This is a genomic window from Chloroflexota bacterium (assembly GCA_009840625.1).
Taxonomy (GTDB): Bacteria; Chloroflexota; UBA11872; order UBA11872; family VXNJ01; genus VXNJ01.
The window spans coordinates 38,399-50,428 of record VXNJ01000011.1 but is presented as its reverse complement, the minus strand read 5'-3'; the positions used below and the strand labels follow the sequence as shown (position 1 = coordinate 50,428).

The 12,030-nt window shown below is 63.3% G+C and carries 11 protein-coding genes and 1 pseudogene (1 of these 12 running past the window's edge); 8 read left to right on the top strand and 4 right to left on the bottom strand.

Annotated elements, in window-relative coordinates; all coding sequences use genetic code 11:
• Nucleotides 1–103: 103 nt before the first annotated feature.
• Nucleotides 104–475 (bottom strand): universal stress protein, encoded by a 372-nt coding sequence (locus F4X41_08190; GenBank protein MYB16993.1) that lies wholly within the window; start codon nt 473–475, stop codon nt 104–106.
• A gap of 59 nt (nt 476–534) precedes the next feature.
• The gene (recA, locus tag F4X41_08185) at nt 535–1,545 is read right to left on the bottom strand and encodes a recombinase RecA (GenBank protein ID MYB16992.1); all 1,011 of its coding nucleotides are present in this window, start codon (nt 1,543–1,545) and stop codon (nt 535–537) included.
• 133 nt (nt 1,546–1,678) lie between these two features.
• On the opposite strand from recA, the gene F4X41_08180 reads away from it, so the two are divergent.
• From F4X41_08180 to F4X41_08170, 3 genes are all read left to right on the top strand, one after another.
• A complete protein-coding gene (locus F4X41_08180) occupies nt 1,679–2,716 on the top strand; it encodes an alcohol dehydrogenase catalytic domain-containing protein (GenBank protein ID MYB16991.1) in 1,038 nt (345 codons plus the stop codon).
• A 129-nt stretch (nt 2,717–2,845) separates the two neighbouring features.
• Entirely contained in the window at nt 2,846–3,283 is a 438-nt protein-coding gene (locus F4X41_08175; GenBank protein ID MYB16990.1) for a hypothetical protein, read from the top strand.
• A gap of 381 nt (nt 3,284–3,664) precedes the next feature.
• A complete protein-coding gene (locus tag F4X41_08170; protein MYB16989.1) occupies nt 3,665–4,258 on the top strand; it encodes a hypothetical protein in 594 nt (197 codons plus the stop codon).
• Nucleotides 4,259–4,375: 117 nt separating this feature from the next.
• On the opposite strand, the gene F4X41_08165 is transcribed toward F4X41_08170, so the two are convergent.
• Both F4X41_08165 and F4X41_08160 read right to left on the bottom strand, forming a co-directional pair.
• Nucleotides 4,376–5,203, bottom strand: coding sequence for an ion transporter (locus tag F4X41_08165; protein MYB16988.1), 828 nt, complete (start codon nt 5,201–5,203; stop codon nt 4,376–4,378).
• A 124-nt stretch (nt 5,204–5,327) separates the two neighbouring features.
• Nucleotides 5,328–6,992: an MFS transporter gene (locus F4X41_08160; protein MYB16987.1), complete on the bottom strand. Its 1,665-nt coding sequence runs from the start codon at nt 6,990–6,992 to the stop codon at nt 5,328–5,330.
• A 425-nt stretch (nt 6,993–7,417) separates the two neighbouring features.
• On the opposite strand from F4X41_08160, the gene F4X41_08155 reads away from it, so the two are divergent.
• From F4X41_08155 to F4X41_08135, 5 genes and pseudogenes are all read left to right on the top strand, one after another.
• Nucleotides 7,418–8,644: an LLM class flavin-dependent oxidoreductase gene (locus F4X41_08155; protein ID MYB16986.1), complete on the top strand. Its 1,227-nt coding sequence runs from the start codon at nt 7,418–7,420 to the stop codon at nt 8,642–8,644.
• Nucleotides 8,645–8,653: 9 nt separating this feature from the next.
• Nucleotides 8,654–9,445, top strand: a complete 792-nt coding sequence (locus F4X41_08150; protein ID MYB16985.1) for an alpha/beta hydrolase — start codon at nt 8,654–8,656, stop codon at nt 9,443–9,445.
• A gap of 174 nt (nt 9,446–9,619) precedes the next feature.
• Entirely contained in the window at nt 9,620–10,420 is an 801-nt protein-coding gene (locus tag F4X41_08145; GenBank protein MYB16984.1) for an SDR family oxidoreductase, read from the top strand.
• A gap of 88 nt (nt 10,421–10,508) precedes the next feature.
• Complete coding sequence (locus F4X41_08140; protein ID MYB16983.1) at nt 10,509–11,480, top strand: D-2-hydroxyacid dehydrogenase; 972 nt, start codon at nt 10,509–10,511, stop codon at nt 11,478–11,480.
• Nucleotides 11,481–11,918: 438 nt separating this feature from the next.
• Nucleotides 11,919–12,030 (top strand): annotated as a pseudogene (locus F4X41_08135) (extracellular solute-binding protein) (it continues 1,505 nt past the right edge of the window).

Here is a 12,030-nt window from a genome sequence, read left to right as displayed (position 1 = left end):
GTGGGGGCCGGCGTGGTGGACGGGGCGGAATCGGGTTGGCCGCAGGCGGCCAGGAGGGTCATGGCCCCTGCCCCGACCAGCAGTCGGCGGCGGCTGAAGGGGTTCAGGCGTTCTCGTGCCAAAGGACCACCGGGCAATGGGCGTGCTTTAGCACGTGAGCCGCGGTGGTTCCCAGGTCCAGGCCGACATCGCCCAGAAACCGGTGCGAGCCGATGAAGATCTCGCGCATTTGCCGTTTGCGCGCGTATTCAACGATCGCGCGTCCGGCATCGCGCGATTGTTCGCAGTGCGTGATAAGACGCACCGAGATCGAATCGTCGAGGGCGTCGCTGGCGTCGCTTAAGACCTTTTCGCCGGCCCGGCGCTGTCGGGTGGAGGCGTTGTGGACCGGGCGGTCCCAACCCACCTCGATAACGTGCAGGGCCACGAGGTTGACTTGCTCGGACCGGGCCCGCTGCGCGGCCAACCGGATCATCTTGCGGTCGGCGCGCCTGCCGCTAATGGCGACCAGGACGTCGCCGCGCCCGTCTTCGCTCAGCTGGCCAGGTCCTCGCTGGCGGCCTGGCGGATTGCGGTCTCCAGTTCAACGGCGATTTCGCCGTTTTCCTTGAGCGTCTGCCTAGATCGTTCGCGGCCCAGCCCGAGGCGGACGTCGCCGTAGGAGAGATAGGCGCCGGCCTTGGTGATCAGGCCGTGCTCCAAACCTAGGTCAATCAGGCCGGTCTCGCGCGAGATGCCTTCGTTGTAGAGGATGTCGAACTCGCATGTCCGGAACGGGGCGGCCACCTTGTTCTTGACGACCCGGACCCGGGTACGGTTGCCGACCACGGTGGTGCCGTTCTTGAGCGCCCCGATCCGGCGAATGTCGATTCGCACCGAGGAGTAGAACTTCAGGGCCCGCCCGCCGGGGGTGGTCTCGGGGCTGCCGAACATTACCCCGACCCGTTCGCGCAGCTGGTTGATGAACACCACCGCAGTGTTGGTGCGGGAAACGGTGGCGGTCATCTTGCGCAGCGCCTGCGACATCAGCCGCGCCTGCAGCCCCACGTGGGCATCGCCCATGTTGCCCTCGAGTTCGGCCCGCGGGGTCAGGGCCGCGACCGAGTCGATCACGATGATGTCGAAGGCATTCGAGCGCAGCAGTTCGTCGGCGATCTCAAGGGCTTCCTCGCCGCTGCCGGGCTGGGAGATGAACAATTCGTCGGCCAGCACCCCGCAGCGAACCGCGTAGGTCGGGTCGAAGGCATGCTCGGCGTCGATGACCGCCGCGTAGCCGCCGGCCCGCTGGGCCTCGGCGATCACGTGCTGGGCCAGCGTCGTCTTGCCCGATGATTCGGGACCGAATATCTCAACTATGCGGCCGCGCGGGATGCCGCCGACGCCGAGCGCCAGGTCTAGCGAGAGCGAACCGGTCGATATCGATTCGACTTCCTGGTTCTGGCCTTCCGAAAGGCGCATGATGGCGCCCTGTCCGAATCGTTTGTTGATGCTGGCGACGGCGCTGTCGAGGGCGGCGTTGCCAGGCTGCTTGTCCTTCTTGGCCACGTCCCACTTCCTCAATTCGAGGGTGCAATTCGAGGGTGCCGAAATAGAATCGCGATGATCTATCGGATTATATAACAGATATATAACACGGGATCTGCTAAGTATCAAATCGAAGGCAGTCTTGAGGTCGCAAATGGGTGAGACGATGAAGGGTGTCCGGATTCACGCGCCCGGCGATCTGCGGCTGGACCGGATCGGGGTGCCCGAGCTCGGTCCGTTGGACGTGAAAATCGCCGTCGCCCACACCGGCGTTTGCGGGACCGACCTGCACATTTACGACGGCTGGCAGATGGGGCCGATGGTGACCCTGCAAAACTATCCGGCCCTGATCGGGCACGAGCTGGCGGGCACGATCGCCGCCGTCGGCGACGCGGTAACGACGCGGCGGGTCGGCGAACGGGTGACCGTGCAACCGCAGATCTACTGCGGGGTCTGCGTGATGTGCGAGCGCGGCAACGGAAACATGTGCCGCAACAAGATCCGGTTCGCCCACGGCGGGTCCTGGGCCGACTATCTGGTGGTCAATGAGAAGCAGGCCTACCGGATCCCCGATGCGGTCTCGACCGAACTGGCTTCGCTCTCCGAGCCGCTCGGCTGCGCGATGCGGGCGGTCGAACGTGCCCGGATCAGCCCCGGCGACACCGCCCTGGTCACCGGCGGGGGCACCATCGGGCTGATGCTAGTCGCGCTGGCCAAGCGATTAGGGACCAGCCTGGTCGCCTGCTCCGAGCCGGTGGCGGCGCGTCGGCAGCTGGCCAAACGCCTGGGGGCCGACCTGGTGTTCGATCCGGTCAACGATGACCTGGACGGGCTGGTCGGCTCGGCCACCGCCGGAGTCGGATTTGACATTAGTTTCGAGGCATCGGGCGCGATTCCGGCGGCCGAAGCCTGCATCGCCGCGGTGCGCGACGGCGGAACCGTGATCCAGATGGCCATCTCGCATCCCGACGAACACCTCCAAATCCGCCCCTTGGACGTGTGCCTCAGGGAGATCGAGATCCGCGGCACGGTTCTTATGCAAAGCAACATGGAGAGCGTTCTGCGCCTGATGCCGCAGCTCGGCTTGGAACCGATGATCACCCACGTCCTACCGCTGGCCGCAGCCACCGAAGCAATCCTGATGTGCAAACGCGGCGAGGCGACCAAGGTACTGTTCGACCCCGCCCTCTGACCGGCCGGCCCAACTTATAAATGGCTGTTGGTTCCGAGCTTGCCGCTCGAGTGCGGGCGGCGGGTCGGGCGGGTCGCCGTTGATCCGTTTTTTCCGGCATCGAATATTTGCCAAGCGGAGGGGTTTTACATGAAATTGATACGCCAGTTGATAGGCGTATATCTGGTGCTGGTGGGCCTGGCAGTCGCCATACATTTCGTGGCCACGCAGTTCTACGACCCAACGATCACCGGTGATTCGCTAGATGTATGGCTGGTCCTGGACGTGCTCATGGCCATCTCATTGGTACTGGTCCTGGCTACCGCAATCCGGCGCAAGCAGATGCTGCGGGATGGCGACGGAGGCGGCCGGGTGACGCGCGAATACCTGGAGGCCAATTTCAGCTTTTATTTCGGCGCGTCGTTGCTCTTGATCTTCCTGTGGAATTGGGCCGGAGTCGCGATCGCCGATCCACGCAGCGACAACGGAACAATCTGGGCACTCATAGATGCCACGCTGCCGGTCTACATAGGACACGCCGGGATCCGGTTGCTGTTTGCCAAGGCCCCGCCCTGGGCGCAGGGCTAGCCCGCTAATCATCGATTCGCCCGGGAACACGCACGGGCGGATCATTCGCCGGTAGGAAATCGGCGGCCGGGCGACGGGCGCGGTTGCCGAATCCGACCGGATCCGTGGCGCGGGCCGTCGTCCGGGGCATCGATTTTCAGGCGGTGCCCGCCCCGGAAGCGCGGTGTATGGGGTCTTGGTTCCAGCGGTTTGCCGCGTGTCCGGTGTCCCTCCGTACGTATTCGGGGCCGTGCTAAATCATGTGAGCGGAAATGACGTATGGCAGCGGGCTTTCCGTAAATCCTGCAGAGTACTAATATTGATTCCGCAGATGAAATCGGTGATTGCGTGATTTCACCGCTTCATATATTGCTGCGATGACGATGCTGGGGGACGGCAGTGATGCAAGAAGAACCGACGGAAGGACGATCACGGGAAGTGGCGGAGGGCCGATTTGAGTCGCCGGATTCGGGTGACGACCAGTTCGGAGACATCCTCCAGGCCCAGCTCGAGGAGCGCACCGCGCGGGTGGGGGAGATTAATGCCGAGATCGAAGAACGGCGCGGCCAACTGGACGCCCGGATCGCCTCCCTGCAGAGCGAATTTGAGGCCGAGATTTCGGCCCTGGCCCGCCACAGGATGGCGCTTCAGGGCGAGATCCGGACCATCCGCGAATTGCAAAAGCGCATGGCCGGCGAGATAGTGGAAGACTATTCCGGCACCGCCTCCGGCTTGTCCTGGGACGAAGAATGGGGACGCAACGCCGCCGACAAAGTGGTCAAACTGCTGCAGAACGTCGGCCGCCCACTCCACTACCGCGAGATTTACAACCGCCTGGAGGCTTTGGGGGTCCTAAATTCGCGGAGCGCGACCCCGGCCGAAGCGTTGCTGCGCAATTTCTACAAAGACAAGCGATTGTTCCGGCCAAGACGCGGAACCTACTTCTTGGCATCCCGGCGCGGTGAAACCGAGCCGGCCGGCGACGAGGAGCAATAAGCGGCCCGACGGCTGCGCGCCCTTATCGCTTAGGGCAACTCCGCAAACGCTTGGGAATCCCGTTCCGGGGGCCGGTGGGCCAGGTTTGGGGTTCCCGCTGATCGGACCCCGGGGCCGCTAACCTTCGCGGCGGCGTTCGACTTCGCCCTCGAGCTTTTGCTCGAGCCGGCGCAGCGCTTCCTGGGTTGCCCGCATTTCGGCGATCACCGCATCGTACGGCAATTCCGATTCCAGTTCGCGAGCGCGGATACGCTCGGCTTCATCCCACTCGTTGATGATGGCGGCGACGAAAAGGTTTACGGCAACGAATCCGCTTATGACGATAAAGCTGACGAAATAGACCCAGGCAAACGGGCTGTGCTCCATTGCGGTGTCCATGATCGTTGTCCACCCCTCGAAAGTGATGACCCTGAACAAGGTCAGCGCCGATTTCGCCAGACTGCCCCAGTGGAAAGGATCGTGGGCGTGGAAGAAGTGGTAGCCAGCGACGGCGTACATGTAGCCGATGATGCTCAGCAGCACGACTATGAAGAACACGCTGGGCACGGCGCGGATGAGGGTTCCCACGATCACGCGCAACCGCGCGCTGGTCGTGACCAATCGCAGCATCCGGAACAGGCGCACCAGTCGGCCCAGGAGCGCGATATCGCCCACCAGCGGGATCAGCGCGATCACGATCACGCAGAAATCAATGATGTTCCACGGGTCCTGGAAATAGCGCACCGGCCTGGGACGCAGGGCGAGGACCTTGATGAAGAACTCGACGATGAAAATCGCCAGCGCCGACCAGTGCCCGATCTCGATCCATACCCCCAGCCGGTCGACTACGTAGGGGTAGGTTTCAAGTCCCAGCAGCAGGCCGTTGGCCACGATAACGGCGAATATGAATCGTTCGAACGCCGGGGCTCCGGCCACGCGCCGGATTACCTTGTCCAGTGTTTGCATTTGAACCGATTGATCACTGACCGATTGCAACCGTTATTTTCCGGAAAAGCCGGGTTGGAGCGATTCGCGCCGCCGGCCGGGCGCATTGGCGGTCGCGGCCCGCAAACGCCCGGGACCGGCGCTGTCAGGCTGTTTTTTGCGGTTGATCGGCCTGGTGCGGACGGCGATCGGAAAGCGGCGATTCGGGCAGGAAGATGACCATGGCGAATGCAATGACGACGGAAACCGTGACAACCAGGAAAACTTCACTGATCGAGGATGAGAGCACCGAACGCAGGGATTCGAGCAGCTGCGCCAACAGCTGCTCGTCCTGACCGGAAATGCTGGCGCGCAGGCGGTCGAGCGCTTCCGGGTTCACCAGCGCTTGGGGGTTCTCGGCGAGGTCATCAAGCTGATGGCTTGGAAACGCTGACTGGACTTCGGCCGACAGGGCTTCCAGGGCTCGGGAATGGAATCTGGCCGTCATGTAAGACCCGAGCACCGCCAGGCCAAGGGCGCCGCCGATCTGGCGGAAGAACTGGGTCGCCGAGGTGGCGGCGCCAAGCAGCTGGGCCGGGACTGCGTTTTGGACCGATATGGAGAAGCAGGGGTAGGTGATGCCGACTCCGAACCCGAGGACGGTGATGAAAGCCACCGCTTCCAAAAATGAGGTATCGGGAGTCATCTGGGACGTGAACACCAGCCCGACCAGGAATATTGCGAACCCGATCAGGCCCTGTATCCGGTAGTGCCCGCCGAAGCGCGAGAGAGCCTGTCCGGAGAGTGCGGCGGCCAGCACCATGCTGAGCATCATGGGCGTGAGGAAAGACCCGCTACTGGTCGCCGACGTTCCCAGGACGGCCTGGAAGAACAGCGGGATGAAGATGATCGTCCCGAACATCGCGAACCCGGTCAGGAATGTGACCGCCAGCGAAATGGACACGATGCGGTCCGAATAGATCGAAAGCGGCATGATCGGATCCGCGGAACGCCATTCGACGACGATGAACGCAATCGCCGTTACCGCGGCGAACAGCAAAGTACCGATTATTTGCGGCGAGCTCCAGGCGTACTCGACGCCGGCCAACGATAGCCCCACCAGGAGCGAAACGACCGCCGCGATCAGCAACGCCATTCCCGGGTAGTCCAGGCGGTGCTTGCGCTTGGCGGGCCTGACGTTGGGAAAAAAGCGAATGAAGAGGAATATCACCGCCGACCCCAGCGGCACGTTCACGTAGAAGATCCAGTGCCATGAGAGGTTGTCGGTTATCAGACCGCCGAGCACGGGCCCGATCATCGAAGAGAAACCGTACACCGCCGCCACGTATCCGGTGTACTTGCCGCGCTCGCGCGGGGCGAATAGATCGGCAACGGTGGTAAAGGCGAGCGCCATCATCGCTCCCCCGCCGACTCCCTGCACGGCCCGCGCCGCGATCAGCTGGTTCATCGTCTGGCTCGCCCCGGCCAGTACCGATCCGACCAGGAACAGCAGGATTCCGCCGATGAAGAACGCCTTGCGCCCGTAAAGGTCGGACAAGCGCCCGACTATCGGGACGAAGGTGATCGAGGCCACGATGTACGACGTCGTAATCCACGTGAACCGATCGAAGCCGCCCAGATCGGTCACGATCCTGGGAATGGCGGTTCCCACGACCGTCTGATCGAGCGAGGCCAGAAATACGGCCAGCAGCAGTCCGCCCATCGTGATGACGACCTGCCGACGCGACCGCGTCCGACCAACCGTGTCGCTATCCGGCCCGCGCGGGCCGGATTCGGCGGCGGCAACCGCCGGCGCACCTGGTTGGTTCATGGGAGGACTCGACCGGCCTTTGCAAATTGGCGGACTGGGATTTGCCCGGCGGAAAGCTGGCGTGACCGATCCGAAAACTGGACTTTTATTGCGACACGTCCCGCCGCTGCGGGTAGATGAGCAGAGGAAGCGGAAGCGTCGGAAGTGCGGGCACCGCCGGAACGCGTAACCCGACGCCGGCCCCCGCCCATCCCGGCGAGACTATTTTCGGTCAATCAGCGGTCTGATTGCGGGGCCCAACCACTACCTTGGCCTCCGAATCTGCTGCCGAGCCGGGCGGGCGGCCGCAGTTTTCGGGCCCGCCGTCCGGGCGATACCTGACCGGGGACTTGCCGGTGTCTAACGTCCGTCACAGGGTTTAATACCTGCACGGAAGGGGTTGTTGCCCCTTCTTAAAACCTCGGCGGTCAGTCCCGGAGCAGAGCGTGAAGATTTGTTGGTTCCATCTGATGCCCTACCGGCATCTGCCGCCCGATTTCGAGCAGAAATACCGCAGCGTCTGGGTCGACCCGCCCAGCCACCTCTACGATGCCGAGAAGGCGCACGTCCTCTACAACGAGTACTTGGACGAGCTCGAGCACGCCGCCGCGGTGGGTTTCGACGGGATCTGCGTCAACGAGCACCACAACAACGCCTACGGGATCATGCCCTCGCCCAACCTGATGGCGTCCGCCCTGGTTCGGCGCACTACCGAGGCGGCCATCGTGGTGATGGGCAACAGCCTGGCGCTGTACAACCCGCCGCTGCGAGTTGCCGAGGAATTCGCGATGCTGGACGTGGCCAGCGGCGGTCGCCTGGTGGCGGGATTCCCGACCGGGACATCGATGGACACCAACTTCGCCTACGGGGCGAACCCGGCCACCCTGCGCGACCGTTACCACGAGGCCCACGACCTGATCATCCGCGCCTGGACCGAACCGGACCTGTTTGCCTTTAACGGCAAGTACACCCAGAACCGCTACGTGAACATCTGGCCGCGCCCGCTACAGAAACCGCATCCCCCGGTCTGGGTTCCAGGCAGCGGCAGCGTCGAAACCTGGGAGTGGACCAGCCGAATGAACTACGTTTACTGCTACCTGAGTTACTCCGGGTACAAGCACGGCACCCGGGTGATGAAGGGTTTTTGGCGCGAGATGGAAAACCTGGGCGTCGACGACAACCCCTACCGGGCCGGGTTCCTGCAACTGGTTGCGGTTTCCGAGACCGACGCCAAGGCGGAGGAGGATTACGCACCGCACATCGAGTACTTCTTCAAGAAGAACCTCCACGTCTACCCGGGGTTCACCGAGGCTCCCGGCTACCGCTCGATCAAGACCCTGAAAAAGGGCGTCGGCAGCAACCTGAGCCGCTCGCACGCCCGCAAGCGCACTGAAATGAAGTGGAAGGACTTCGTCGAAGAGGGCTACGTCATCGGCGGCAGCCCGGAAACCGTCGCCGATCGGATGCGCGAGGCGGTCGAGGGTCTGCGGGTCGGTCACCTGATGGTGTTGCTGCAGATCGGCAGCATGCCCAAGGACTTGACCATGCAGAACACTGCGCTGTTCGCATCCGAGGTGATGCCCAAGCTGCGCGGCATGTGGAGCGGTTACGAAGATCACTGGTGGCCCAACCCGATCGCGAACCGGGCCGTGCCGGACCCGGTCGTAGGCTAGGCGGGCCAAATGTCAATGCGTCCGAATGAGCGCACCGTGACGGTCGGCGCGCTGCCGATTCAAATTGCCAGCGCCGGCAGCGGGCCTCCCCTTATCTACCTGCACGGGGCATTCGGCTACCTGGGCTGGCCAGATTCCCTGAACGAACTCGCCGAGCGCTTCACCGTCTACGCGCCGCTGCATCCCGGATTCGGCGAATCGGGCGATGCCGACGAATTCGACGATCTCCTGGACCTCACCCTCTTTCACCTTGACCTGCTGGATGAATTGGGACTTGAGCGACCCGACGTAGTAGGGCATTTTTTCGGCGCGATGATGGCGGCCGAGCTGGCCGCGATCGCCGGCAACCGCGTCAACCGGCTGATCCTCACCTCGCCGATGGGATTGTGGCTAGAGGACCATCCAGGAATCGACTACTTTGCCGCCGCTCCGGACAAATTGCGGTCGATACTTTTCGCCGACGCCGACAGTGATTCCGCTTTGCGCTGGCTTCCGGACCCCGATTCCGATGAGCAACGCCACCTGCAGAGGATCGAACGCACCCGTTCCCTGGCCACGATCGCCAAATTCATGTGGCCGATACCGGACAAGGGTTTGAAGAAACGCCTGCATCGAATCAAACATCCAACCCTGGTCATCGTCGCCGATGAGGACCAGTTGGTTGCACCCGCCTATGGGAGCGCGTTCGCCGACCGCATCCAGGGTGCCGAGGTTTCCACAATTTCCGGCGCCGGTCACCTTTGCCACCTCGAACGACCGGGCCAATACGGAAAACTACTGGGTAGATTCCTGTCCCGATGACCCTTCGAGCAAGCCTCGTCGCGGTTGGCGGCTGATCGGCGATAAAAGGGCCGTTCAATTCAACTTGCGACCTGCACCCTCGGTCAGATCGCGGGGCCGCGGAGCCAGCCGGCAAGGCCAAGACGGTTTATTTCGGGCGGTTGACTGCAGATTGCGATTGCCGGGAGGTCTGGATTGCTGAAGCTGGCCGGTAGGGCCGCGATCATTACCGGCGGGGCCGGATCCATGGGCAGGGCGCAAGCGGAGCTATTTGCCCGCGAAGGGGCCTCAGTTTGCGTTGCCGACACCAACGTCGCTGGCGCCCGCAAGGTCGCCGAAGGGATCCGTGAGCAGGGAGGATCGGCAATTGCCTGCGAACTCGATGTGCGGGTCGCTTCGGCCTGGGATGAGACGGTGGCGGCCGCCGAGCGCCGATTCGGCCATGTGGACACGCTCTGCAATATCGCCGGGGCAAATTTCAGGGTCGGATTCGAAGAGCAGACCGAGGAGATGTGGCGCGCGATCATCGACACCAACCTGACCGCCTACTTTTTGGGCACCAAAGCGGTGGTGCCTGCGATGCGGAGAGCCGGCCACGGGGTCATTCTGAATACCGGTTCGCTGGCTTCGATCATGCAGGGACCGGGTGGCCCGGCCTACGGGGTCAGCAAGATCGGATTGCTGGGACTGACCCGCAGTTCCGCTGCCGCTTACGCGAAGGACAACATCCGCTGCGTGCTGATATCGCCCGGCCACGTGGACACCGACTTTCTGCGCGGCAACAAATCGCACAGCTCAAACGACGATTCCACGGATCTCGACGTCCCTGAAAACTATCAAAGCCGGGTCGACCAAACGCCTCTGGGAAGGCTCTGCACGCCAACGGACATCGCCCAGACGTTCCTGTTTGCCGCGTCCGACGACGCGTCGATGATTACCGGTTCCATGATCACGGTGGACGGAGGCGCCGCGCTGTGGCTGGCGCGCCCGCGATGATCGCCGCCGCCCGTGCGGCCCCCGCCGCCGTTGAACCGGATTTGCCGGGCCGCGCACGGACCGCGCATTGTCCCGGCCGGGGGTCCCCATGAAGGTACTCGCAATAACCAACGACACCACCTTGCCCGGGGTTTCGCAGGATCAGATAAATCTCGTCCGCGAGGCCGCCGGCCCCGGATCGGAAATCGTGGTGACTGCTGATCCCGGCCAGGCGTTGGCTGAGATGGTCAAAGCCGACGTCCTGCTGGGCCAGCTAAACCCGGAGTTGTTTGCGGTTGCCGAGCGGCTCAAATGGGTCCACGCCACGGCTTCAGGAGTTGACGGTTACCTGTTTGAAGAGTTCAAGCGCAGCGCCATCCCGCTGACCGGCGAAAAGGGCCTTGTCGGCCCGCATCTGGCCGATCACGCTTTCGCGCTGCTGCTGGCGCTGGCCAGGTCGCTCAAACCCGCCATGCAGCTTAAGGGCAAGGCTTGGCGATCGAGAGTCCCGATGCGGAGGGCCGCTTTCGAGCTCGGCGGACTCACCATCGGGATCGTGGGATTCGGCGGAACCGGCCGGGCGATTGCCGACCGCGCCGCCGGCTTCGGGATGAAAGTGTGCGCGGTGGATGCGCTGGATGTTCCCGGAACGACTTTGGTGCCGGTCGTTGACCGCATGGACAGATTCGACTCCCTCCTCGGCCGGAGCGACGTGGTGGCGGTTTGCACGCCGCTGACGCCCGAGACCCATCACCTCTTCAATCGCGAATCGCTGGCCCTCATGAAACCGGGTTCGGTGATCGTGAACGTGACCAGGGGCGAGGTCGTTGAACTGGAGGCGGTGATCGATGCGGTCGAATCGGGGCACCTGCGGGGCGCGGCGCTGGACGTGGTTGACGGCGAACCGCTGCCGGCCGATCACCGGGTGTTCGATGTCGAAAACATCATCTTGACTCCGCACACGGCCGGTGCATCCGAGCGCAGGGCCCAGAGAAACCTGGACCGCTTCTGCGAAAACCTGCAGCGTTTTCGCAGTAACCGCGAACTCTTGGGGTTGATCGACAAGGAAACCGGGTTCTAGTTCCCCGGGCAAGGACTTGGCGGCGCGTCGCGGGACACGGAGATGCCGGGCGCTTGCCTGGCTGCGCGACCAATCCCATGCTCTCCCGCCCGAAACGTGGAGTAGCGTTTCCCGGGAAATTGACCGCTCGGGTGATCGCAGCCAACTATCATAATGCCAACTATTGTTAATGTGATCGATCTGGGCTAAGGACAGATGGCCGCTGAATGATCGGCGGCGGCCGCCAGAGTCCGCTCAGGACGGCCGGTCCGAGCGTGACGGGCCCTGATCGCGATTAGAGAGGTCCGGGCAGCAATCCGCGATCGAGATTCGACCGGATTGGATTGACTGACCGGACCAATTCGGACCGGATTGGCATATGAGTTCCGGGGTGCGTCTCACCAGGCGGCGGGCATTTTCGCTGGCGTGGGGACTCGGGGCGTCGGGCCTTATCGCTGCGTGCGGTCCCGCTGGTTCAGACCCAGTATCGACGCCGCCTCCCGCATTGACGCAATTGACCGAACCGCCCGCCGACCCGCCGGCCGAAGCCGAGCCCACGCCGACCCCGACT